The 23,691-nt window shown below is 64.5% G+C and carries 20 protein-coding genes and 1 pseudogene; 11 read left to right on the top strand and 10 right to left on the bottom strand.

What is annotated here, in order from left to right; translation table 11 throughout:
- Positions 1-204: 204 nt before the first annotated feature.
- Entirely contained in the window at positions 205-1,146 is a 942-nt protein-coding gene (locus AB4Z37_RS17085; protein ID WP_441517934.1) for a LysR substrate-binding domain-containing protein, read from the top strand.
- Positions 1,147-1,560: 414 nt separating this feature from the next.
- Here the strand turns inward: AB4Z37_RS17085 and AB4Z37_RS17080 are convergent, their stop codons facing one another.
- The 8 genes from AB4Z37_RS17080 to AB4Z37_RS17045 form a co-directional block, all read right to left on the bottom strand.
- Positions 1,561-2,790 (bottom strand): SfnB family sulfur acquisition oxidoreductase, encoded by a 1,230-nt coding sequence (locus AB4Z37_RS17080; protein ID WP_441517933.1) that lies wholly within the window; start codon positions 2,788-2,790, stop codon positions 1,561-1,563.
- 5 nt (positions 2,791-2,795) lie between these two features.
- A complete protein-coding gene (locus AB4Z37_RS17075; protein WP_441517932.1) occupies positions 2,796-3,737 on the bottom strand; it encodes an arginase family protein in 942 nt (313 codons plus the stop codon).
- Complete coding sequence (locus AB4Z37_RS17070) at positions 3,734-4,861, bottom strand: ABC transporter substrate-binding protein (protein ID WP_441517931.1); 1,128 nt, start codon at positions 4,859-4,861, stop codon at positions 3,734-3,736. Before AB4Z37_RS17070 ends, AB4Z37_RS17075 begins: the two co-directional genes overlap by 4 nt.
- 15 nt (positions 4,862-4,876) lie before the next feature.
- Positions 4,877-5,707 carry an ABC transporter permease gene (locus AB4Z37_RS17065; RefSeq protein WP_441517930.1) on the bottom strand — a complete coding sequence of 277 codons (831 nt, stop codon included), beginning with the start codon at positions 5,705-5,707 and terminating at the stop codon, positions 4,877-4,879.
- Positions 5,704-6,594, bottom strand: a complete 891-nt coding sequence (locus AB4Z37_RS17060; RefSeq protein WP_441517929.1) for an ABC transporter permease — start codon at positions 6,592-6,594, stop codon at positions 5,704-5,706. Before AB4Z37_RS17060 ends, AB4Z37_RS17065 begins: the two co-directional genes overlap by 4 nt.
- Positions 6,591-7,736 (bottom strand): ABC transporter ATP-binding protein, encoded by a 1,146-nt coding sequence (locus tag AB4Z37_RS17055; RefSeq protein WP_441517928.1) that lies wholly within the window; start codon positions 7,734-7,736, stop codon positions 6,591-6,593. Before AB4Z37_RS17055 ends, AB4Z37_RS17060 begins: the two co-directional genes overlap by 4 nt.
- A gap of 351 nt (positions 7,737-8,087) precedes the next feature.
- On the bottom strand, positions 8,088-8,744 hold the full coding sequence (locus tag AB4Z37_RS17050) for a YqcI/YcgG family protein (RefSeq protein WP_441517927.1): 657 nt from the start codon (positions 8,742-8,744) through the stop codon (positions 8,088-8,090).
- 349 nt (positions 8,745-9,093) lie between these two features.
- Positions 9,094-9,894: an MOSC domain-containing protein gene (locus tag AB4Z37_RS17045; RefSeq protein ID WP_441517926.1), complete on the bottom strand. Its 801-nt coding sequence runs from the start codon at positions 9,892-9,894 to the stop codon at positions 9,094-9,096.
- A gap of 569 nt (positions 9,895-10,463) precedes the next feature.
- On the opposite strand from AB4Z37_RS17045, the gene AB4Z37_RS17040 reads away from it, so the two are divergent.
- From AB4Z37_RS17040 to AB4Z37_RS16995, 10 genes are all read left to right on the top strand, one after another.
- Positions 10,464-11,189 carry a hypothetical protein gene (locus AB4Z37_RS17040; protein ID WP_441517925.1) on the top strand — a complete coding sequence of 242 codons (726 nt, stop codon included), beginning with the start codon at positions 10,464-10,466 and terminating at the stop codon, positions 11,187-11,189.
- A 15-nt stretch (positions 11,190-11,204) separates the two neighbouring features.
- The gene (locus AB4Z37_RS17035; protein WP_441517924.1) at positions 11,205-12,464 is read left to right on the top strand and encodes an MFS transporter; all 1,260 of its coding nucleotides are present in this window, start codon (positions 11,205-11,207) and stop codon (positions 12,462-12,464) included.
- Positions 12,465-12,618: 154 nt separating this feature from the next.
- Positions 12,619-14,214 carry a MocR-like pyridoxine biosynthesis transcription factor PdxR gene (pdxR, locus tag AB4Z37_RS17030; protein WP_441517923.1) on the top strand — a complete coding sequence of 532 codons (1,596 nt, stop codon included), beginning with the start codon at positions 12,619-12,621 and terminating at the stop codon, positions 14,212-14,214.
- Positions 14,215-14,376: 162 nt separating this feature from the next.
- The gene (locus tag AB4Z37_RS17025; protein ID WP_441517922.1) at positions 14,377-15,477 is read left to right on the top strand and encodes an LLM class flavin-dependent oxidoreductase; all 1,101 of its coding nucleotides are present in this window, start codon (positions 14,377-14,379) and stop codon (positions 15,475-15,477) included.
- A complete protein-coding gene (locus AB4Z37_RS17020; protein WP_441517921.1) occupies positions 15,470-16,753 on the top strand; it encodes an acyl-CoA dehydrogenase family protein in 1,284 nt (427 codons plus the stop codon). The genes AB4Z37_RS17025 and AB4Z37_RS17020 overlap by 8 nt, the downstream gene beginning before the upstream one ends.
- Positions 16,750-18,396, top strand: a complete 1,647-nt coding sequence (locus AB4Z37_RS17015; RefSeq protein WP_441517920.1) for an ABC transporter substrate-binding protein — start codon at positions 16,750-16,752, stop codon at positions 18,394-18,396. The genes AB4Z37_RS17020 and AB4Z37_RS17015 overlap by 4 nt, the downstream gene beginning before the upstream one ends.
- A 41-nt stretch (positions 18,397-18,437) precedes the next feature.
- Complete coding sequence (locus tag AB4Z37_RS17010; protein ID WP_441517919.1) at positions 18,438-19,451, top strand: ABC transporter permease; 1,014 nt, start codon at positions 18,438-18,440, stop codon at positions 19,449-19,451.
- A complete protein-coding gene (locus AB4Z37_RS17005; protein WP_441517918.1) occupies positions 19,448-20,296 on the top strand; it encodes an ABC transporter permease in 849 nt (282 codons plus the stop codon). Before AB4Z37_RS17010 ends, AB4Z37_RS17005 begins: the two co-directional genes overlap by 4 nt.
- On the top strand, positions 20,275-22,002 hold the full coding sequence (locus AB4Z37_RS17000; RefSeq protein ID WP_441517917.1) for a dipeptide ABC transporter ATP-binding protein: 1,728 nt from the start codon (positions 20,275-20,277) through the stop codon (positions 22,000-22,002). Before AB4Z37_RS17005 ends, AB4Z37_RS17000 begins: the two co-directional genes overlap by 22 nt.
- Complete coding sequence (locus AB4Z37_RS16995) at positions 21,999-23,090, top strand: LLM class flavin-dependent oxidoreductase (protein WP_441517916.1); 1,092 nt, start codon at positions 21,999-22,001, stop codon at positions 23,088-23,090. Before AB4Z37_RS17000 ends, AB4Z37_RS16995 begins: the two co-directional genes overlap by 4 nt.
- Before the next feature lie 49 nt (positions 23,091-23,139).
- Here AB4Z37_RS16995 and AB4Z37_RS16990 read toward each other — a convergent pair.
- Positions 23,140-23,277 (bottom strand): annotated as a pseudogene (locus AB4Z37_RS16990) (SDR family oxidoreductase); the annotation flags it as partial.
- 149 nt (positions 23,278-23,426) lie between these two features.
- The gene (locus tag AB4Z37_RS16985) at positions 23,427-23,642 is read right to left on the bottom strand and encodes a hypothetical protein (RefSeq protein WP_441517915.1); all 216 of its coding nucleotides are present in this window, start codon (positions 23,640-23,642) and stop codon (positions 23,427-23,429) included.
- Positions 23,643-23,691: the final 49 nt, after the last annotated feature.

The raw sequence follows: 23,691 nt of genomic DNA, 5'->3' as shown, positions 1-23,691 counted from the left end.
ACGGCTCTCGCCGAATCCTGCGCGAATATCATAAGCGCTTCTGCTCCCGGCGACGCCTTGCGGCACCGCGCATTTGTTCATCCGAGTCGCCGAAGGGCCTTTGACCGGCCGCCGCGCCCGTTTGTTGTGTTCTCTGTTGACAGGTTTTGTGATCACCAAGAAGATGGGATTTATGCTCACCTGATCGCTGGGATTGATCACGTTTTGAAACCTCATCAGCTTCGAGATTTCGTCGCCGTCGCGAAGTTCGGCAGCTTGCGCGCGGCAGCGCGCGAGATATCGATTGCCCAGCCTTCTCTGACCAAGAGCATTCAGACGCTCGAGGAAGAGCTTGGGGCGCCTCTGTTTGAGCGAAGCGCGCGCGGGGTCGTCTTGACGCCCTCTGGTGAGGCATTGCTGCCTCATGCGCAGCTCGTGATCGAGGAGTTGCGCCGCGCCAAAGAATCCGTCTCTCAGCTCAATGCCGGCATTGGCGGTCGCGTGGCCATTGGCCTATCTCCCGCGGCAACGGCGATGTTTCTTTCGGCGACGCTACGGACCTTCCGGCGTCGCTACCCGCAGCTGGAGATGCGAATCACGGACGGCAGGGCAGCATTGACCGTCCCGCTTCTCCGCAGCGGTGAACTCGACTTCGTTGTCGGCCCGGTGCCGCCGGACGGGTTTGGCGAGGACATCGTGGTGGACAAGGTCTTCACAAGCACCCGGGTGGTGACATGTCGCCGGGGGCATCCAATGCTCGGCGCCCGGCATCTTGAAGCTCTGCTGGATCAGGACTGGATCTCAACCTCCGTCAGCGGACCGCTCAAGAGCGAATTCGATGCAATCTTCGCCTCTCGCGGCCTCAGCAGACCACGCAGTGTCGTGCATTGCGAAAACACCTTTGCGGCCCTTGAGCTGTTGATCAACAGCGACATGGTCGCCTTATTGCCCAAGGCATTCGCCGAAACTGCATTCCTGCGCGATCTTTTGTGCTTCATACCGATCGAGGAACAATTCGACGGCCCTGACCTCTACGTCATCCGACGGGCGGGATTGCCTCTGACACCCGCCGCAGATCATCTCCTGATGCAAATCCACCGGATCATCGAGAATGTCAGTCGTGCGGCAACGGCCCAAGCGATTCGGGTAGCGACGAGGACGCGCTAACCCACTGCACTAGTGTGCGCGCCACCACTTCGCGTCTCCCCCTGCTCGATATTTACCATCAAGTTTTGCCCGACGGCTCTTACTTGCCCGCCTTACCGGTGTCGGAAACGACATAGGCTGGCCTGGTTTTTGGGGGCGGCTCAAGGTCGGCCAGCCGCGGCAGCAGGTAACCCGAGCCCATGTCGCGACCACCGACGCCGACCCGGATGTAGCCTCATTCATGCGCACGTCCGGCGCCGCAAAGCGCACGTCGGCGGTCAGCGCCAGCGAGAAGCCGGCTCGCTCCCGGTCGGGACGCGGCATGGATCGCCGGCCCAATCCCCTGCCGGCTCAACCTGGTCGCATCACAATGCCGGCCGGACCGCGTCCCCCTGCATTCTTGCGGCTGGAGCGGCCTCCGCAACAGCCCTCTCCTCAGGCCCAGTTATGGAGCGGCGGATTCCTGTCGTTGAGAACATAGTTGCCGATCAGATGATATTTCCAGCGCACGGGATCATGCAGCGTGTGCGTGCGTGCATTGCGCCAGTGCCGATCGAGGTTGAGACTCGTCCGCGCGCTGCTTGCGCCACCGAACTCGAACAGCTTGGACGACGCAAACAACGCGACATCGTTGGCCAGCACCTTGGCTTCCGCGACCGCAACGGACGCACGCGCGACATCAGCCTGGTCATGATGGTCCCGCACCGCATCGAGGATGCGGGCGGCCCGTTCCACCATCGCATTGGCGGCGTGCACGCGAATTTGCAGATCGCCAAGCAGCGCAATGGTGTGGGGATCGTCCTGCGCTCGCTCCAGTCCGCTGTCGATCCACGGACGTGATGCTGAACGGGCCAGCCGCACGGCATCGGCAAACGAGGCCCGCGCAATCCCCAGATCAATGGCCGCATGCAAGAGCTGGGCGAACGGCCCGCTCAGCCCCGGCTTCGCCGCCGATTTGTGGCGTTCAATGACATAGGCCGGATCGACCTCGACGTTCTCGGCAATGATGGTACCGCTTGCCGACGTCCGTTGCCCGAATCCGCTCCAATCGTCGAGAACCGTGAGCCCGGCGGCGCCTCGCGGCACGTAGGCGTAGACGATATTGCCATCATCATCGACACCGGAGATGGGGATCCAGTCCGCGAACAATGCGTTGGTGCAATAGACCTTGTGCGCGTTCAATCGCAGGCCCGCCGGGGTGCGGCGGATCCGGCCCCGGATATCCTGCACGTCCTTCCCGCCGGCCTCGGCAAACGCGTTTCCGATGACCTTGCCGCGCAACACCTCCGCAAACAGGAAGCGCTTTTGCGCTTCCGTTCCGATCCGATGAAGGTTCTCAAGCAGAAGGTAATTGTTCTGCGGCAGCTGTCCGATCGATGGATCGGCTTCCGAAATGGTCGCGACGACTTCGATGATTGTCTCGAATGAAACACCGGCCCCACCGAATTCGGAGCGGATGCCGATGCCCCACAAGCCGCTGCCGACGAACTGCCTGACCTCGTCGTGCGGCAGGCGGCGCTGGCTGTCGCGCTCGGACGCGCCGGCGGCAAGCACGGGAGCGAGCCGGCGCGCGATCGCCAGCGCTTCCTCCGCGGTGCGGATCAGGTGCGCACCGTTGCGCGAAGATGTTCCATCGACCTGCGTGGGGTGGGACACGACATTCATGACGATCACAGCCTCCCGGGCGGCCGGCGCGAGATCGCAAGGCCGGCGAGAAATTCAAAGATGATGCGGGCGCAGAGAAAGGCCGCAAGACCAGCGGCATCGTGGACTGGGCTGACACAGTTGACGTCGATCGCAACGATGTTCAGCCGGCGCAGCAACCTTGCGATCTGCAAGCCTTCGCGGGCCGTAATGCCATCCCAGCTGGGCGTGATGACCCCTGGCGCAACGGTGGGATCGAAGACGTCCATGTCCCAGCAGATATACGTTGGACGATCGCCGATGCGGCGATGGACATCGTCGAGCACCGACGCGATGCCACGCTCCAGCAGTTCCGCCACCGTCACCAGTTGATAGCCGAGCTGGCGAGCATGGGCATAGAGCCCTGTCGCCGCGACAGGGCCGCGCAAACCGATGTGGAACGACGCCGCCGGCTCCAGAAGGCCGGCTTCCGCGGCCCGGTGAAACGCCGCCGGCCCGACATTTCCGGCCAATGGATAGGCGTCGGTGTGCGCATCGAGATGGACCACCGCAAGCCCGGGATGGCGCCGCGACACCGCCTGGAGCAACGGCAAGGTGATGCTGCCGTCACCACCGATCATCACCGGCAGCGCCCCGGCGTCCAGCAACGCCCCGGCGAAATCGGCGACGCTGCGCTGGGACGCATCGAGATCGCCATGCGTCACGCGGACGTCGCCGACATCGACGAGCCCCAGAGCCGCCAGAACATCGAGATCGGCATCCGGATCGACAGCGCGCAACTGCAGCGATTGCTCACGCACGCTGCGCGGACCCAGGCGAGAACCAAGCCGCGTCGCATGCTGGCCGCCATCGAACGGCACTCCGGCGACGACAACCCGTGATGCCGGCGGCAGCACGGGCGCATACGGCGCCCCCATGAAGGTCAGCGGCGCGGTGGCATCGAGAGCGCCGTTCAAAACCGCGCTCATGTCGCGAGCACGTCGAGGTACTTGTTCTGGACCTCGAAATAGTTGCGCGCATACCATTCGGCATCGACAGCGATCTGGCGCGCGACGTTCTCGGGCGATCCGGGATTTTGCCCCTGCAACTCGGCCGGAACCAGCTTGTTGGCGGCCGGATTGACCGGCCCCCACCCGAGCCGGGCCAGCAGGACCACCTGCAATGCAGAATCTTGCGACAGCGCAACCCAGCGCCAGGCGTCCTTGCTGTTCTTCGCGCCCTTCAAGACGTTCCAGGCGGCGATCAGCAGAATGCCTTCATTGAAATGATAGTCGACCCGCCCTTTGGTGTCTTCCTTCACGCCCTGCGCACGCGTACTCCAGAGACTGCCCGCCGACACCTCCCCCGACCGCAGCAACTGCTGGGCGTCCGAAGCGTTGTTGTAGAAGATCGTGTCCTTCTTGATGGCCCGCACCTTTTCCAGCCCGCGCGCGACATCCAGCGGATAGAGCTTGTCGCGCGCGACCCCATCAGCCAGCAACGCCGATTCGAGAATCCCCTCGACATTGTTGCGAAGCGCACGTTTGCCCTTGAAATTCTGCGTGTCCCAGAAATCCTTCCAGGTCCGTGGCGGCGCCGCGCCAAAGCGAGCGGTATCGTAGGCAATGACATAGGAGAACAGGTACGAGCCGACACCCCATTCGGTGCGGAACTGGCTGGGCACCGCATTGATGTCGACGATGCTTTCATCGACTTTCTCGAGCAGCCCCTGACGACCAAGTTCCAGTGCCGAGAGCAAGTTTCGGTCAGCCACGTCCCAAGCGATGTTGCCGGATTCGACCATGGCCTTGATTTTTCCCGGCGTCGGGCCGGTGGTATCGAAAGCCACGCGGCTGCCCGGGTAGCGCTTGGCGAATTCCGCGGCAAGGACGTCACGGTGCACCGCCAGCGCATCGCCTCCCCAATTGGCGACGACGAGCTCCTTCTGCTGCGCGCTCGCCGATGCGACGAAGCCGAGCGTCCCCGTGCCGATGCCGAGCGCCGACAGCAGCTGGAGAAAGTGGCGGCGATGAACGGTCTTGCCGTGCGTCTCACGCCGCACCGACTTCGCGAGATGACGCAGATAGTCAGGATCCTGGAAAATCTCGGACATAGTCATCATTTCCTTTCAGTTCAAACCGTCTTCCGAAGCGCCGGCCAGGGCACGATCGCGATGGCCGCGCAACGACATCGCCAAGACCACCAGCAGCGTCGCCAGCAGCGTGAGGGTGCCGAGCGCGGCGACCGCGGGATCGAGATTGAGGAACAGGCTCTGCCAGATCTGCTTGGGCAGCGTGTTCACATGCCGGCTGGTAATGAACAGCGTCACGACGACCTCGTCCCACGAGGTCACAAACGCCAGGATGAAGCCGATCGCCATCCCCTGGTGGATCTGCGGCACCAGCGTCGACCAGATCGCCCGGGCCTGTGACGCGCCGAGGCTGCGCGCCAGTTGCAGAGTCATCGGATTCACCGTCGACAGGGCAGCCGAGATCGACAGCACGACGAACGGCAGGCCCTTGACCGCATGAACAAGCACCGTGCCGGCAAAGCTGTCGAACAGTCCCAGCAGCGACAGCATGCGATGGTAGGCGACCGCATGAATGATCGCGGGCACGATCAGCGGCCCGAGCATCAGAACCCGCAGGACACGAACCACGGCGCCCTGACGCTGCCAGGCTCCCAAACAGAACGCGAGCCCGAACACCAGCGCGAGACACGCGGCAGGCACCGCGACGCCGACGCTGTGCAGCAGGCTGTCGTGCCAGGCCGGATCGCCGAACAGCCGCCGATAATGCAGAATGGACCAGCCATCGCGCGGCAGCGACAGAAACCGGGTATCGCTGAACGACATCGGCACGATGGCGACCAGCGGCAGAACGAGAAAGGCCGAGACAGCGACGGCGGCGGCCGCAATCGGCCCCGGCGCCAGTGAGCCACGCAGCGCATGCGCACTCATGTGACAGGCTTCGCCGTCGCCATGTCGAGCAGGTGGCTGAACCGCCACACGAGCCCGCCCGTGACCACAAGCAGCAGCGTGCTCAAGGTCGTGGCGATGTCCCACCGCAACGTCTCCGTCACCTGGACGGAGATGAACTCGGCGACCATGACGGTTTTTCCGCCACCCAGGATCGCCGGAGTGACATAGAAGCCGAGCGACATGATCGACACCAGAAATGCCGCGGCAGCCACGCCCGGGCGCGACAGCGGCAAGAACACGCGCACGAATGCCTGCAGCCGGTTTGCGCCAAGCGAACGCGCCATCCGTGGCAGCGTCGCATCGATACGGATCATCTGCGCATAGATCGGCAGGATCGCGTACGGCAGCATGTAGTGGACCATGCCCAATACGACCCCGAACGTATTGCGCACCAGCGACAGCGGATGATCCAGCCAACCCCACCCCAGCAAGATGCTGTTGGCAATTCCGCCTGGTGACAGCAATGCAATCCAGGCGTAGTTGCGAACCAGGACGGAAATCCACAAAGGCAGCAACACACAGGCCAGCATCAGCTTGCGGGCGAACGGACCGGCCTGCACCAGGCCATAGGCCGTCACATACGCCAGGATCAATGTGATGCTGACTGTCAGCGCGCTGATCCACAGCGTATTGCCGACGACCGAACGAACCGTCTGGTTCTGGAGAAGCGCTCCATAGTTGCCGATGCCAGGGACCGGCGTCAGGAAGCTCAGCGCAACGACCCCGGACAGCGGCAGGAGATAGCACAGCACCAGCGCCAGGACGGCAGCAGTCAACAGAACGTCCTGGGCCGATCGCCTCCGCACCAGCACATCCTGGATATCGCCCCGCGCCGCTTCGCCCTGCAGCGCCAGCGTCGACGTCATGCCACAAGCTCCCGTACCACGGCCGGGGCACCGACTGCGACCATGCCATCCCCCGGCAGGCGCCACAGCCGCTCGGCGTCGAAAGCGAGTGAGATGTCCTCCCCCGGCGCGCCCGACCAGGCCGCCGCCGGCCGCGTGACCGTCAGCGTTTCCTGCCCGACAGCGACCACGATATCCACCGAGGCGCCGTGATAGGTCTGACTGACGACCCTGCCCTGGACCTGCTCTTCGAGGCCCGGCCACGCCTGCCCCGCCGGGACGACGGCAATGTTTTCCGGCCGAATCGTGAGCACGCAAGGCCCGACGAACGCCGCTCCAGCGACCTCTGCTGACACCGAGGCCCCCGCCGCAATCCGATAGCCGTTCCAGTGGAATTGGGGCCGGCCGTCGATCGCGCCGGCAGCCACCGCTTTCAGCAGATTGTTCTTGCCGAGAAAGCTCGCGACGAAGCGGCTCGCCGGATGATCGTAGATCGCCCGAGGCGGGCCGAGCTGCTCCACGCGCCCCCGATTCAACACGGCAATGCGATCGGACAGAGCGAGCGCCTCCTCCTGATCGTGGGTGACGTAGACGAACGTCGTTCCGACCTCCCGATGCAGCCGAACCAGTTCGCCCTGCAGATCACGCCGCAGCGACGCGTCGAGCGCGCTCATGGGCTCGTCGAGCAACAACAGCTTCGGCTCGAATGCCAGGGCCCGCGCCAGCGCGGCGCGCTGCTGTTGTCCGCCGGACAGCTGCTTGGGCCGCCGGCTACCGAGGCCGCCGATCTGCAGAAGCTCCAGCACATCCCCGACCCGGCGGACGATGCCGGCGTTGGAGACGCCGCGAACCCGCAGCGGAAACGCCACGTTCTCGTAGACCGTGAGATGAGGAAACAGGCCGTAGCCTTGTGGAACGACACCGAAGCGACGTGCCTCCGGCGGCAGGTGGGTGATGTCCGCGCCATCGAGGCAGACACACCCCTGATCCGGCGCAGAGAAGCCGGCGAGAACGCCCAGCAACGTCGACTTGCCCGAGCCGGACGGCCCCAGCAACGTCAAGAACTCGCCGCGGGCGATGTCCAGCGAAACACGCTCCAGGACGCGGACCTCACCGAAGCGCTTGCTGACACCATCGATGGTCAAGAACGGTGGTGGCGTCACGACCCGCTCGCCTTCGCGACGGCGTCCGGCCAAAACAATGCCTCAGGCGCCATTCCAGTGCCCACCCCAATTGATATGCTGATCACAAGATCCGCGATGATGTTTCCATCTGCGCCCGGTGTCGAGCGCCGTCGCGAAAAAGCGATAAACCCACCACGCCGGCGCCGCCGACGCGATCTCTGTTTTCCCACGAAGGCGATCCCGACAATTTCATCACGCGTCGTCCTGCCGCAGACAACACGTCCACCGGTATCTCGACGGCGTCGAAAGCCGCGAATGACGCCGCCACGCCGATGCAAGGGGAGCCCATGACGCATCATCGCGCGCGATCTGGACCAACGCCTGAATTCATCAGGCGACTGCCTTCTTGTGGAGGAACGGGCAGCGATCCGTACGCTCGCGGTTTTCCTCGATGACCCCGTATTGCCACCACTCGATCTCGCCGGCGGCGTAGCTGCCCAGCTGCGGACTATGGCCGATGCCGTCATAACGCTCGATGCGGTCGCGGATTCGCTGGCGGACCCGGCGCCCCTCAGGCGTATCGCCGGCCACGATGTCGAACCGCTCGCGCGGATTGACGATGAACAGCAGGCTGTCGCCGAGATTTCGGCTGCGCCGGCGGACATGAGCAGGATTGCTCATGTTGACGAACAGCTGCATGCCATTGAAGCACATGGTCCAGAAGGGCGAATGCGGATCGGTTGCGACACCGTCCGGCCATGGCGTTCGGTCGATCTCGTGCCAGCCCTGCAAGATCCGCCAACCGATGTCGTGGTAACCGGAAACATCCTGCGCCGATGCGACATCACGCGAGAACGCCACCACCAGCGGACGCGCGGTGCTGACCTTGCCGTCCCAATCCCGCGACAGCTCGACATAGGACGAGAGATCTTCCGCCGCCCGGGCAAGACCATGCGGCGAGCCGTCATCCACGAAGGAGAACAGCAGGAGGCCGCGGCCAAAGGCATTTTGGGAGAAAATACAGGGAAACTCGGATGGCGGTGTCAAACGCTCGGCCAGTTGTGTGAAGCACCTCCCCTGCCAGCTTGTCCGTTCAAACCTCCTCAGGACCTGTGTCTGCTCGACTAGGCTCATGTGCTCTGCCTCTCACGTTTGCATCGATCCGTCTTCGGGAGAGATCAGCCATACGGCAGAGGCCGTGCGGTCCTGAAGGGCCATGCGTCGCCGATCACGGCAGGTCATGGCAGGCCATAACGTCGGAAAAAGATCGGGTCATCTCCATCACACATCGTCGCGTCGGCGATGAGAGCGGCGCCATGATTCCGACGCTCCGCTCGCGACACTTCCGACGGCCAGCCATGACATGCACGTCGACCGATCCCCTGGGGCCCGCGCGCTAGCGCACGCACCTGACGGCATCGCCGGTCCTGATGCGGCCAGAACCGTCGGGGATCAGGTATTGACCAAAGATCACCTCGCCACGCGCATTTCGCCTGAACGTTGCAAGGGTTCGCAGCGGCTCGTTGTCGCGCGACCTGCGGCCCTGCTCCTGGTCGATCGTAATGACCGCACACCGCGAGCAGGGTTTGGCGACGCGAAATCTCACGCCCCCGAACTCGAGCGCCCGCCAGCCATCCTCGGCCCAGGCCACAGCGTCCTCCACGACGACGTTCGCCCTGAAGCGCCTGACGTCGACCGGATGCTCCAGGCGCGCATTCAGGTCATCGAGCGATGCCTTGTTGACCAGCAGCAGTGGAAACTCGTCTGCAAACGAGACCCGGTCCGTGGCTATTCCAAACCTCGGGTCGACCGGACGTGCGGTGCCGGGACTTTCCATGTAGACGAGACGGTAATCGCCATCGAGAAGCCTGCTGATCCATGTATTGGCGTCGTGGTTGGCGAGCACCGCTGCCGTGTGATCGTCCCACACCGATACCTTGCTCCGTTCCGCCGGCTCGGGCACGCGCAGCTTGACCGAGGAGCCGTCAGGTCCCGACAGCAGAAGCCCATCGGGCGATAGGCATGCGCCGATGGTCGACAGGATGGCGAGCTTGCGCTGGGTCACGAAGCGTCCGCTTGCATCGACGACCATCCATCGCCTGTCGGCAGCCAATCCCCATGGCTCGACACGTGCATCCGGGACCGACCGCCCACGGAGCCCCTTCACCGGATAGAGCCAGATTTCTCGAATTTTCATTTGATAAAACAGCGCTGGCGGGATCGATATCTGCCCAACCCGAGCGGGCAGGAATCGTGCTCCACCAGACCACCCGCCTCCGAAGACTGTTGCCTTTCGCCCGCGCCACTCCGGTCGCCTGCATTGCGCAGGCGCCCTCGATCATCGCTGCGCGGCGAGACTGACGACGGCGCCGCCGCGACGCCGGACCTCACGTCCGGATACAGCCGCCATCGACACCGACTCCTGCACGACACCACCTGCCGTTCGACCAGCACCATAGAAGCGCGACCATGATGCCAAAGGGACATGGTTCGCCGATTGCATAGGGCCATGGCAGCGACGGTCCGTCGAAAGCGGGCCCGCCAATTCCTTCGCCACACATCGCCACCGCCCGTCGTGTCGTGCGAGCACAGGCGAGAGCTGAAAGAAACGATGGCTGCAACGCGCCCGCAGAGAACGCCTCAGCTCCCATCCGCGCGCCCCGCACCACAAACTTTTCTTCTTCAGGTTGTCGCCAGATTTTCACTCGCCATCATGATTGCGGTCCTGTACTCAACGCGGACTGCGACGATCGAGGGAAGCCACTGATGCAGCAGTTCAGCAAACACAATGGCGCGGCACCCCACTCTCACCGCCTCGGCTCCTATCAACTCGATGTCTTTCGTTCTGCCGTCGACATTCCCGGGCATTGCAGGTCGGGGATCATCGACTTGCTCAACGAGATCATTTCGACGAACTGGCGTCTCGATAGCCCCTGGTGGTCCGCATCGGAGACGCCGTTCAAGGATGGGTACGGCATCGGCCTCGTCCGACTTGACAATGACATCGCCGGATTTTCCATATGGCGCCGGCTCACGATCAACAATCAGCCGGCAATCTGTCGTTCGGGAATCGAACTCAGGCCGGAACATCAGCGCAAGGGGCTGTTCGGGCTGCTGCTGAAAGGCATCCTCGATGCCGAGCTGTCCGCCGTGCCCGCGGGATCGGAGATCTACTACACCTGGAGAACTCGCAATCCGGTTGCCTGGAGCGCCCATGCACGGGTCTGCAAACGGCTGTTGCCGTCATTGTCGGAGGGCATCGGCGACGACACATTGAAAGATGCGGCCATCCAGATCGCTCGCACGCTTTATCCGGATCGGGAGCTCGAATTCCCGGACATGATCATCCGCAACTCCTACCCGAACATCACCTACCATAGCCAGCCAGCCTATGAATCCGACGGCGAGCTCACGGCGACATTCAGGCGCGTGATTCCGGACACGCGAGATGCGATCTTCACGATTGGAACCATCGCACGGCCGTCGACTTAAGTTCAGACCGGCATCATGCTGATCAATTCCGCCCGGCTTGCGGCATCCCCCGCGCGACGAAATCTCATCGGCTGGGGCTGCGTCTCCTGCGCATACGCCGTCGCTTTCCTGCAGCGGGTGTGCCCGCAGACGATCAGCGACGAACTGGCACGCGACTTCGGCATCGGAGCAGATGGACTCGGCGTCATCGCATCGTCCTACTTCATTGGCTACATGCTGATGCAGTTTCCCGCGGGTGTTCTCGTCGACACATTCGGCGTCAAGAAACTCGTTGTATGGAGCCTGGCCGCATCCTCGGTCGGCACATTGCTGTTCGCCGCGTCGACCAGCGTGCCGTTCGCGTTTGTCTCACGATTTGCCATCGCCTGCGGCGACGCACTGATCTTCACGGCCCTGATCAAGCTGGTCGCGCAACAATTCCGGGAACGCCAGTTCGGACTCATGTCGGGCCTCTCGCAGCTGTCGGGATACGCGGGGGGCGCTCTCGCCGCCACGCCGCTCGCCGTCGCCGTCGCTTCCGCAGGCTGGCGAACGAGTTTTGCTGTCATCGGCCTGTTGTCTTGTATCAACCTTGCCCTCGCTGCCCGCGTCCTGCCGCGCCAGGACGGCATCATTCGACCGGCAACTCTTGCGGCCGTCTTGACGTCTGCCATTGCCGAACTGAAACGTCGGGAGAGCTGGGGATGTCTGCTGACGTTTTCGTCGCACTTCATCACTGTGACCACGATCTCGGGCGTCTGGGGAGTCCCGCTGCTGATGGACACGCTGGACCTTCCGCGCCACAGCGCAACATCGATTCTGTTGCTGTTCATGACGAGTTGCATGATCGGCTCCATCGGCTTTGGCTTCATTGCGGACCGCACACGCTCCCTGAGACGCGTGCACGTCACGATGTGCCTCGTCCGCACGGCGAGCCTCGTCCTGCTGGCCCCCGCGGTGTCCGGATGGATGGGCCTCGGCACCGTCGTCGCCAGTTTCACCGCGCTCGGCCTCATCGCCGGTGGCATGACGCCGATGATCCTCAAAGCCGTCAGGAGCATCTATTCGGTCGCACGCCTCGGTACCGGCGCGGCGATCAATACGACGTCGGCAGGACTGCTGACCGCCGGCCTCCAGCCCATTCTCGGATTTGCACTCAGCCAGACCTGGGGCGGCCTCACGCGCGGTGGCGTCCATGTCTATTCCCACGCCGGCTACAACTTGCTGATGGGAATTCTGGCATGCATCTCTCTTTCCGGAATTGTCGGTGTGCTGCTGATGCGACGGAAAATCTAGTCCGACGCCGGGGAAGAGCGAGGCGCAGGACATCACCGCCTGGTTGCGGGCATCGCGGACCACCATTCCTTTGACCTGAGCCTCACGCCGTGCGGGCCGGTCGCGCTGCGCACGACTGACGCCGACGGCATCGTCGTCATCCCCGACACGCACGATGCCTTTGATTACCAGCCACTACCAGTTGGAAGGAGCTCCCGTGCAAAGAATGTCCCGGCCGGCCCGCGAAGCTCCATTTCAGGTCACAACTCATCAGGCCCGCTATCGCGAGGTCTATCAGCGCCTGAAAGACGCGATCCTGCAGGGCGTTTATCCCTACGGCGCCCGTGTTCCGTCGATCAGGACCCTCGCTTCCGAGCTCGGCCTCGCGCGCGCGACAATCGAGCGGGCTTACGACCTCCTTGTCGGAGAAGGGCTTCTTGTCAGCCATGGGCAGTCTGGCACGACGGTGTCCTATGTCGCCCCCCGCAAGCCGGTCGTGCAGAATGTCCTTCCTGCCGCCCCGACGCTCGCAACAGCCGGATCTCTCCGGGATGCATCGCCGGATCAAACCACCGACCATGATCTCGGGCTGTCGGCACAACACGGCGGGATGCGCCCGTTCCAGACGTCCGTTCCTGCGATCGACATCTTTCCGCGGGCTGCCTGGCTCAAGATCAATCAGCGCATTCTGCGAGACCGTGTGGAAATGAGCGAACTGGTTGATGACGTTCAGGGGTATTACGGGCTGCGGAAAGCAATATGCGGATATCTCGGTGTGGCCCGGGGGATTCGGTGCAGCCCGGAGCAGGTGTTCGTGACCGGAGGCTATCGCCAGTCGCTGGGCCTGCTCCTCCACGCGGTGCTGCCACGGGAGCGATCGGCCTGGATCGAGGATCCGGGGTATCCACCGACTTCAGCTGTTCTCAAGCGACTGGGGGTGCATATCCTGCCTGTCCCCGTGGACTCCGAGGGCATCGACGTCGACCATGGCAGGCGATACGGCGCGCAGGGCGGCATGGCGATTACCACGCCGACCAAACAGAGCCCGCTTGGCGTCAGTATGTCATTGCGGCGCAGAACCGCGCTGATCGAGTGGGCTGCCGAGGCCGGCGCATGGATCGTGGAAGACGATTACGACAACGAATTCTGTTTCGAGGGCAAGCATCTGCCGACACTACACAACCTCGACGCCTACGGTCGCACCTTCTACCTCGGTACTTTCAGCAAGACCCTGCATCCGAACCTGCGGATCGCCTACATCGTCTCTCCGGATACGGCGGTCGCCCCCCTTCGGGAAGCCGCCGACACCATGCTCGACGGAATTTCCATCTTGCAGCAGAAAGTGCTCGCGAGCTTCATGTCCGAAGGACATTTCGCACTTCATCTAAAGAAATCGCGCATCATTTGCACCGCCCGGCGAAAGATGGTGATCGACGCCCTGACCGCGCGCCTCGGCTTGCAGCTGTCGGTGTGCCCCAAAAGTTGCGGCCTGCATCTGTTCGCAACAACGCATACTGCAGGGAGCGACAGCGCGATCCGCAACGCCGCGAGCCGCAAAGGCCTCGCGGTCTCCGATCTGTCTTCGAGATATATCAGCGCGCAGCCCAAGCAGGGCCTGCTTCTGGGCTACGCAAACTTCGTGAGCGAGATCCAGCTGGCGCGGTCCATCGATATGCTCGCGGAATGCCTCGACGATCACAACCGCCGGCCGAAGACGAGCGAGAGAAAATTCAGAATCGTCTCGCCGAAACCCGACGCAGCGTCGCAGTGACCTTCCGCCGGCACAGACCTGACAGCCGCAATCTCTGGACGCAACAGTGGAATAATAATCTATATAATAGATAAAAAATGTTAAAAACGCAGCACAGTGCAACGGTGCGGCCGGTGACGGTTGGCGATATGATTTCGCTTTCATCGAAGCAGCATCGTCCCCATGACCGTGGAATTCATCAGCGCAAGCTACGCGAACAGCTCGAGCGATCTCGATCCTCGCCCCGGCGCCCCGCTCGACCCCATCTATTTCGCGCGCTACGCCCGGACACTGGACGAGGCGGGCTTCAACTATACGCTGCTGCCGTATCACTCATCGTCTTTCGATCCCTTCGTGCTCGGTGCGACGGTGATCGCCCACACCAGGCACGTGCGGCCGATCATCGCGCTCCGCCCCAACACGGTCTATCCAACCGTCGCGGCAAGGGCGCTGGCGACACTGGATCAATTGAGCGGCGGCCGCGTCGTCGTCCACTTCATCGCCGGCGGCGATGCCGTCGAGCAGGCGCGCGAGGGCGACTTTCTGACCAAAGAGCAGCGCTACGAGCGGACCGAAGAATACATCCGCATCCTGCGGCGAGCCTGGCAATCATCCACGCCGTTCGACTTCGACGGCAAATACTATCAGTTCAAGGGCTTCAGCAACGCGGTCCTGCCGGTGAACGGAACCATCCCCGTGTCGGTGGGCGGCTCATCCGACGACGCTTACCGGGTGGGCGGCTCGCTGGCTGATATCTTCGGTCTGTGGGGCGAACCTCTCAAGGAAACCCGGGAGCAGATCGATCGCATTCATGACGAGGCCGCGAAGGCCGGCCGCAAGGATCGTCCGCGCATCTGGGTGACGTTTCGCCCCATCGTCGCCGAGACCGACGAGCTCGCCTGGGCGAAAGCGCACCGGGTGCTCGAGACGCTCAAGGCGAATGCCGCCAAAGGGCCTCCGACACGCCCTCTCTCCAATGGCCCGCCACAAAATGTCGGATCCCAGCGGCTTCTGCAGATCGCAGCACGCGGCGAGGTGCATGACCACGCATTGTGGTACCCGACGGTCACGGCGACCAACGCGCGCGGCGCGTCGACCGCTCTGGTCGGCTCACCGCAGACCATCGCCGATTCCATCCTCGACTATATCGACCTCGGCGCGGACCTGATCTCCATTCGCGGCTACGACAATCTCAACGACGCCATCGATTACGGACGCTACGTCCTGCCCCTCGTCCGTGCCGAACTCGAACGCCGCACCGTCCAAGAGCCCGTCCATGCCTGACCAACATCGTCAGGACGGACCGGTCGTCGCGGGGATCGAACTGGCCAGCGTCGTGGCCAGGCTTGGCGCCGCGGCGCCGGCCGCGGATGCCACCGCGGCCTTCCCGCGTGAGGGCATCGAAGCCGTCCACCAGGCCGGACTGCTCGAGTTGACGGTCGCTGAACGATACGGCGGCCGGAACATCCCGCTCGGAGATCTCGCCCGGCTCACCGCCGCACTCGGGCGCGGCGATCCCTCCGTCGCACTCATCAGCCTGATGACGCTTTTCAGCCATCGCCACCAGACGCAGCGCGGCGAATGGCCCGAGGCGCTCTATCGCCGGGTGCTCGCGGAAGGAAGGCAAGGACCCGTGCTCCTCAATGCGGCGCGGGGAGAACCGGAACTCGGCTCGCCGGCGCGTGGCGGTCTGCCGCAGACTGTCGCCCGCCGCACCACCCGCGGCTGGTCGATCAGCGGCACCAAGCGTTTCGTTACCGGATGCGAGGGTCTGTCGTACTTTCTTGTCTGGGCCAGCACCGACGAGAGCCCGCCGCGTGTCGGCACCTTCGTGGTGCCGGCCGCCGCCGCCGGCATCCGCATCGTCAGGAACTGGAAAAGCCTCGGCATGCGGGCCACCGGCTCCCACGACGTCGAATTCGGCGAGGTGGAGGTCGGCCGCGATGATGTGATCGGCCTGACGGCTGCGGATGTGGCACAGCAGGACAATCGCGCCCACGCGGCCGCCACGCTGGTCCTCACGGCGATCTATCTCGGCGTCGCCGAGGCGGCGCAGGACGCCTTCCGCGCTTTCGCGGAGGATCGCGTCCCCGCCAATCTCGGCTATCCCGTCGCGCGCACCGAACGCTTCATCACACTCGCCGGCGAAATCGATCTCCTGGTCGGCGGCGCACGTCAGCTGATCTTCGACGCCGTCGATCATGCCGAGGGCGAGCCCGAGAAGCTGCTGCGCGCCCGGGTGCTCGCCGGTCGCCAGTTGCGGCAGGCGGTCCAGATCGCCGTCGGCGCGCTCGGCAATCCCGGCCTCAGCGGCGGCGGCAGCCTCGAACGCCACTTCCGCGACATCCAGTCGGTGCTCGTGCATGCGCCGCAGGAGGACATCGTGATTGCCATTCTCGGCCGGGCGGCTCTTGCGCGCCCTGGCGACACGGCCGCAGCGACCGGACTGCGCGACAGCCCACACCTCGCAACCGTTCCGAACGGAAGCGACCTCGCCCCTCCCCCTCAATCCACCCTGCAACGGCAGGGCGCGCCCCGAACCCTCAGGATCTCTTCATGACCGACCGCTTTTCTTCGCTATCGCTGTCGCGCCGCCGCCTGCTGGCCGCGACCGCCACGCTGGCCGCGGCGAGCGCGCTGCCACGCCCGGGCCTGACGGCGAACGAGCCGCTCTCCGGGCCGACTGGCGGGGACGTTGTCTTCCTCATCGACTCGCTCGGGCCGACCTGGATTCCCAACAACAGCGCAATTTCAAGTTTCCAGGGCCATATCTGGGGCCATGTCACCGACAAGCTCGTCTATGTCGACGCCGACGGCAAGGTCAGCCCCTGGCTCGCTGAAAAATGGGAGCAGAACGCCGATGCGACCGAGTTCACCCTTCATCTCAGGAGCGGCGTGACGTTCTCCGACGGCACTCCACTCGATGCGGCCGCGGTCGTCGCCAACCTCGACATCTGGTACGCCGGCCGCGTCAAGGAAGGCATCAATCCGATCGGCCTCTTTCCCAAGACCTACGCCCGCGCCGAAGCGACCGACGCGGCCACCGTGAAGGTGTTCTTCAAAGCGCCGACGCTGGGCTTCATCCCGACGCTCGGCTACCACGGCTCGATCCTGATCTCGCCGAAAACCATCGCCCTGCCCGCCCCGCAGCAGGCGGACCTCGCCAAGGTCTCGGGCAGCGATCCCTACCTCGTCGCGTCGTGGAAGGAGGGCGACTTCGTCAAGCTGGTGAAGCGCAGGGATTACAACTGGGGTCCGGCCGCAGTCGGCCACACCGGCCCGGCCCATCTCGATTCCATCACCTACAAGGTGGTGTCCGAGCCTTCGCTGCGGGTCTCGGCCGTACAATCCGGCCAGGCGGACGTCGCCTACAGCCCGTCGCCGCAGGAGTTGAAGTCTCTCAAGGAGCTCGGCTTCACTGTCGCGACGCCGCGCTACCTCGGCTTCGTCAACGGCTGGGCGATCAACACCAAGCTCGCGCCATACGACGACGTCCGGGTGCGCCAGGCGCTCCAGGCCGCGATCAATCGTCAGGAGATCATCGATACCGTCTACACGCCGGACTGGAAGCTCGCGACCTCCTTCATCCAGAGCAACGTTCCCGGCGCAACCGACCACAGCGACCTGCTCGCCTATAACCCCGGCAAGGCCGAAAAGCTTCTCGATGAGGCCGGCTGGACCAAAGGTCCCCGCGGCATCCGCACCAGGGACGGAAAGCCGCTGTCGCTGACGCTCTACTCCAACCCCTATCTCGCGACCGCCAAGGCGGTCGACGAGCTCATCGCCCAGCAGCTCGGCCGGATCGGCTGGAAAGTCGACATCCGTGCCTATGACGTCGTCACGTTCGGCCAGAAGGTTCTCGTCGGTGGTCCGGCCGTGCCGGCCTACGAGGTGACCCGCAGCTTCATCGACGCCGGAACCGTGGCCAGCATCCTGACCGATGCCAACAATGGCGAAAACTGGTTCGCCCTCGGTGAAAGCGACAAGACGCTCAACGATCTGCGCGACCGGATCGCCGGTGCCGGCTCGATCGAGATCCGCACCCCGCTTCTCGACGAATTGCAGACCTACGTCCTCGCGCAGGGCTACTTCATCCCGCGAACGCAGATCGTCCAGCGCATTTACGTGCAGTCGCCGAAGCTCAAGGGCGAGACCTACAACGGCATCGCCTATGCCAGCTACTACACGGCCACGAAGACCTGAGAGCCCGCGGCCTGCCAAGGCGGCGTGAAGAGGCCCCGCGCATGAAGAATGCCTATCTGGCGGATGCCGCCAAACGTCTCGCCCAGGCAATCGCCGTCATTGTGCTGACGTACGTCTTTACGTTCGTCGTCGTCAGCATTCTGCCGGGCGATCCGATCACCAATATCCTGCGCGACCCGCAGAACGGCTTCACCGAGGATCAGATCAGGGCCATCATTGCCGCCCAGGGCCTGGACAAGCCACTTCTGGTCCAGTTGGGGACTTCCATCTCCCACTTCGTGACCGGCGACCTCGGCTTGTCGATGCGATCGACCCGGCCGGTATCGACGCTGATCGCCGAGGTGCTGCCCTCGACCTTGATCCTGGCGTCTGCGGGCCTCGCCGTGGCGCTGCTGCTCGCTGTTGCGATCGCCTACGGCACGCAATTCCTGCCCCGGCGGCTGGGACAGGGCGTACTGCGGGCCTTGCCGTCGCTGTTCCTGTCGGTGCCGAACTTCGTGATCGGGCTGGTGCTGATCCACGCCTTCGGATTCCAGCTCGGCCTGTTCCGCGTGATCGAGCCCGAGAGCGCCTGGGCGACGTTCTTCGCGGCGATCGCGCTCGGCATCCCCATCTCCGCACAGATCGCCGAGGTCCTGATCGCCAATCTCGACCACGAGTCGCGACAGGAATATATCGCCGTCGCCCGCAGCCGCGGCCTCGGACAGACCCGTCTCTTCATCAGACACCTTCTCAAGCCGTCGTCGCTCCCGGTCGTCAGCGTCATCGCGCTGACCATCGGCGAACTGCTCGGTGGCTCGCTGATCACCGAGACCGTCTTCGGACGCACCGGCATCGGCAGCCTGGTGCAGCGCTCGGCTGCCACGCAGGACCTGCCCGTGCTGCAGGCGGTCGTATCGCTCGCTGCCGTGGTGTTCGTGCTCGTCAACCTGCTCGCCGATCTAGCCTACCCGCTGCTCGACCCACGCGTGAAGCTGTTGGGGGATGCCCGGCGCCTGCCAGCGGCAGCCGACACAACACCCACCGCCGGCACGCCCGGAGCGGTGACGCCATGACCATGACCTCCCTCTCCTCCACGCCGCGCGCCACGGTGACCAGCCGGCTCGCCGCCCTGCGGATGCCGCCAACCGTCGTATTATCGTTTTTGATGATCGCACTGGTAATCGCCTGGTCGCTCGCCCCCGGCCTGTTCACCAGCCATGATCCGATCAACGGCATTCCCGCTGAAAAGCTGCTGGCCCCCAATACCGCCCACTGGTTCGGCACAGACCACCTCGGCCGCGATCTCTACGCCCGCGTCGTTCATGGCACGGCTTCTTCGGTGACGAGCGCGCTCATCGCCGTGGTCATCGGCGTTGTCGCCGGCGGCTTCATCGGGCTGCTGGCAGGCTTCCTTGGCGGCTGGGTCGACATCGTGCTCGCGCGCCTCGTCGACATCCTGCTGGCGATTCCGAGTTTCCTGCTCGCCGTCATCATTGTCACGGCGCTGGGTTTCGACACCACCAACACCGCCATCGCGACCGGCGTATCCGCGATCGCCGTCTTCGCCCGCGTGATGCGCTCGGAAGTCATCAAGATCCGGAAGGCCACTTTCGTCGAGGCCTCCTTCCTGCAGGGCGGCTCGCGCTGGTACATCCTGCTGCACCACGTGCTGCCGAATGCATCGCGCTCCGTGCTCTCGCTCACGGTGCTGCAATTCGGCCTGTCGATCCTGGTCATCGCCAGCCTGGCCTTCCTCGGCTATGGCGACCCGCCGCCCGCCTCGGATTGGGGCCTGCTGATCTCGATCGGCAAGGACTACCTCAAATGGCCGTGGCTGGTGTATGCGCCCGCCTTCGTGACAATCGCGACTGTGCTTTCCGTGAACAGGATCAGCCGATGGCTCCGCAAGACAGATTGACCGCCTCTCTCATCCGCACGGCCAGCGCTCCACGGTCGACGGCACAGAAGGCGACCGCCCTGCTCCAGGTCGAGCGCCTGTCGGTGGCCTACGGGCCGAACACCGTCGTCACCGATGTCGGATTCTCGCTCGGCCGCGGCGACAGCCTCGCCCTCATCGGCGAGTCCGGCTCGGGCAAATCCACCATCGCCCGGGCGGTGCTGCGGCTGTTGCCCAGCGAAGGACGCGCCACCGGCCGCATCGCCTTCGATGGCCGGGACGTGCTGGGACTGTCCGAGCGGCAATTCCGGCCGCTGCGGGGACGCGCCATCGGCTTCGTCCCGCAGGATCCCGGCAACGCACTCAATCCGGTACGGACGATCGGCGTCCAGGCGGAGGAGGCAGCCGCCCTCCTCGGTGAACCCGACAAGGCCATCCGCACCGAGCTCATCCTCGACATGTTCGCGCAGGTCGGGCTCGACAACCCGCGCCGTGTCTATGACTCCGATCCCCACCAATTGTCCGGCGGCATGCTGCAGCGGGTGTTGATCGGCCTCGCCGTCCTGCCCCGGCCGGCGCTGCTGGTCGCCGACGAGCCGACCTCCGCGCTCGACGTCACGATCCAGAAGCGAATCCTCGACCTGCTGTCACGGTTGCAGCAAGAGCTCGACATCAGCCTGCTGCTCGTCACACACGATCTGGCGATTGCGGCCGAGCGCGCGGACGAACTCGTGGTGCTGAGGAATGGCGTCGTCCAGGAGGCCGGCCGCACGGCTTCTGTCTTCTCGTCACCGGCCTCTGCCTACGCCAGAAAGCTGCACGCCGACGTTCCCGCACTCAATCCGGATCGTTACGCCGAACTGCGCGACGCCGGCTTTCGCCGCAGCAATCCCGGCACAGCGCCGAAGATCGAGGTCAGCGCCGTCACCAAGACCTTCACGGTCGACGGCCAGCCACTGACGGCCGTCGACGATGTGTCGTTCGCCGTCCCGGCCGGCACCACCCACGCGCTGGTCGGCGAGTCGGGTTCGGGCAAGACGACGACCATCCGCATGCTGCTCGGGCTCGAAGACCCCGATTCTGGCGACATCTCGGTCGCCGGCGAGCCCATCAGCGGTCGCTCGCAGGACGCACTGCGCGCAGCGCGACGTCATCTTCAATTCGTCTACCAGAATCCGTTCACCTCCCTCGACCCGACCTGGAAGGTCGAGCAACTGGTGCGCGAGCCGCTGGATCGGTTCAAGATCGGGACCCGGGCGGAGCGGACCACACGCGTGCGCGAGGCTCTTGCCAATGTCGGGCTCGACGAACATCTGCTCGCGCGCAAGCCGCAAGCCCTCTCGGGCGGACAACGCCAGCGCGTGGCCATCGCCCGGTCACTGGTTCTCAAGCCGGATGTCATCGTGCTCGACGAACCGACATCGGCGCTCGACGTCAGCGTCCAGGCCGATATCGTCCGGGTGCTGCTGTCGCTGCAGGTCGATCTCGGCCTGACATATGTTTTCGTGTCCCACGACCTCGCCCTCGTGCGCCAGCTCGCCCACACCGTCTCGGTGATGCACCGCGGGCGCATCGTCGAGCATGGGACAGTCGCCGAAATTTTCAGCAACCCGCAGCATCCCTACACCGCATCGCTGCTGGCGGCGATCCCGTCCGCGGCTGTCGCGAACCGCGACGTGCCGCGCCTGCGTCCCCGATCCATCGTCAAACAGGCGGAACACGCGTGACCATCCTCGCACCAGCTGGTACCTCAGCGGCTCCGTTCCGCGTCAAGCGGCGGATCGGGTTCAACACCCGCGTGCCGTTCCATGACGACGTCGGACCGGCGCGGGGACTTCGCGACGGCATCGCGCTGTTCAAGGCCGCCGAGCGGCTGGGCTACCAGTCGGGCTGGGCCTACCAGCGCCACTTCGATCACTATCTGTCGTCGCCGCTGCCGTTCTTCGCCGCCGCCGGCCAGCACACCACCCACATCACGCTGGGATCGGCCGTCATCCCGATGCGCTACCAGGACCCGATCCTGCTCGCCGAGGCGGCCGGCACCACTGACCTGCTGATCGACGGACGGCTGGAGCTGGCGATCGCGACGGGGGCGAACGCCATGTTCGACGCGGTGTTCGGCACCGTCGGGACCGATGCACGCACGGAAGCCCGACGCCGCCAGGCACGCTTCCTCGCCGCGATCCGCGGCGAGGCGCTGCACACCGTCACCGGACCGGGGCAAGGCGCCCCGGTGGGCACCGAGTTGCGCGTGACGCCGCACAGCCCGACCCTGCGTGCGCGAATCCGGCAGGGATCATCCAGTCTGGGATCCGCGGTCCAGGCCGCCGAGCTCGGGATCGGGCTGATCGCCGGCACCGTGCAGCACGATCACGCCGAGGACGAGACCTTCGGGGCGTATCAGGCCCGCAGCATCGATGCCTTCCGCGCCACCTGGCACGAGAGACAAGGTCAGGCGCTGCCACCGGTCGCTGTCGCCGCCTCGATCCTGACCGGCACGACGACCGAGCTGCGGGAAAAATACGCCGCGTACGACCTCGAGCGCCGGACCCAAGGCGTCGCCGCGTCACGTCCCAAAGGGGCCCTTGAACCGGTCGCACCGACCAACCAGCCGCCTGGCAGTCGCATTTCTCCGGTCTTCCAGGGTACGCCCGACCAGGTGACCCAGGCGATCCTCGGCGATCCCGGCCTCGCCGCCGCGGACGAGATCGTTCTGTTCCTGCCGCCCGCCTTCAGCCTGTCCGAGAACATCCGCCTGTTGACCGACTTCGTCGAAAGGGTGGCTCCCAACCTCGGCTGGGAGCCATCCTGGTGACCAATGTCAGGTCCGCTTTCGACAACGGCGCGGACCTGGCGCGGCGTCCTCAAATGCTGGCGATGAGACCGCCATCGACGCGCACAACGCTGCCCGTGATGTAGGATGCCCGCACGCTCGCCAGGAACGTGACCACATCCGCATGCTCTTCCGGGCGGCCATACCGGCCGAGCGGGATGGACCCCGTGCCTTATAACCCCGGAAAATTCCAGCACAGGCTGTGGTTTTGGGGGCGGCTCAATAAATGGAAAACTCCAGTTCATACTGCCCTAATCCGCGGGGGGCAGGTCACCGACTCTGATCAGCAAACTGGCTCCGGCAAACTTGCAGTCCTGATTAAAGCATCGACAAGACGACGATCCCGTCTTGGAGCTCGCCTGACGCAAGACGCGCCCGCGCGATGCGCTCGAACTCCCTTCGATTCTTCTGCAGATAGCTGAAGGCCTGCTTCTGCGTGCTGAAAGTCGTCGCAAGCTGGCACTTCTGCCGATCTGCGCCGAACGCGAGAAGGAAAGTGATCGTGCCGCCGCTGTCCAACTTTGTTCTACGCACGATCCGCTCCTTCTGACATATGACCGGCCCCAATCTTTTGGTGCAAGCG

The sequence above is a fragment of the Bradyrhizobium sp. 2TAF24 genome, from assembly GCF_052115025.1.
Taxonomy (GTDB): Bacteria; Pseudomonadota; Alphaproteobacteria; order Rhizobiales; family Xanthobacteraceae; genus Bradyrhizobium_A.
Note: the sequence above shows the minus strand (reverse complement) of the source record. Positions and strands in the feature narration are given on the sequence as shown.

Coding starts and splice junctions, on each gene's coding strand:
- AB4Z37_RS17010 (WP_441517919.1), top strand. CDS start 18,438: ATGAAGAATGCCTATCTGGCGGATGCCGCCAAACGTCTCGCCCAGGCA.
- AB4Z37_RS17000 (WP_441517917.1), top strand. CDS start 20,275: ATGGCTCCGCAAGACAGATTGACCGCCTCTCTCATCCGCACGGCCAGC.
- AB4Z37_RS17080 (WP_441517933.1), bottom strand. CDS start 2,790: ATGAATGTCGTGTCCCACCCCACGCAGGTCGATGGAACATCTTCGCGC.
- AB4Z37_RS17025 (WP_441517922.1), top strand. CDS start 14,377: ATGACCGTGGAATTCATCAGCGCAAGCTACGCGAACAGCTCGAGCGAT.
- AB4Z37_RS17040 (WP_441517925.1), top strand. CDS start 10,464: ATGCAGCAGTTCAGCAAACACAATGGCGCGGCACCCCACTCTCACCGC.
- AB4Z37_RS17065 (WP_441517930.1), bottom strand. CDS start 5,707: ATGAGTGCGCATGCGCTGCGTGGCTCACTGGCGCCGGGGCCGATTGCG.
- AB4Z37_RS17005 (WP_441517918.1), top strand. CDS start 19,448: ATGACCATGACCTCCCTCTCCTCCACGCCGCGCGCCACGGTGACCAGC.
- AB4Z37_RS17045 (WP_441517926.1), bottom strand. CDS start 9,894: ATGAAAATTCGAGAAATCTGGCTCTATCCGGTGAAGGGGCTCCGTGGG.
- AB4Z37_RS17015 (WP_441517920.1), top strand. CDS start 16,750: ATGACCGACCGCTTTTCTTCGCTATCGCTGTCGCGCCGCCGCCTGCTG.
- pdxR (WP_441517923.1), top strand. CDS start 12,619: ATGCCTTTGATTACCAGCCACTACCAGTTGGAAGGAGCTCCCGTGCAA.
- AB4Z37_RS17035 (WP_441517924.1), top strand. CDS start 11,205: ATGCTGATCAATTCCGCCCGGCTTGCGGCATCCCCCGCGCGACGAAAT.
- AB4Z37_RS17075 (WP_441517932.1), bottom strand. CDS start 3,737: ATGAGCGCGGTTTTGAACGGCGCTCTCGATGCCACCGCGCCGCTGACC.
- AB4Z37_RS17060 (WP_441517929.1), bottom strand. CDS start 6,594: ATGACGTCGACGCTGGCGCTGCAGGGCGAAGCGGCGCGGGGCGATATC.
- AB4Z37_RS17070 (WP_441517931.1), bottom strand. CDS start 4,861: ATGTCCGAGATTTTCCAGGATCCTGACTATCTGCGTCATCTCGCGAAG.
- AB4Z37_RS17020 (WP_441517921.1), top strand. CDS start 15,470: ATGCCTGACCAACATCGTCAGGACGGACCGGTCGTCGCGGGGATCGAA.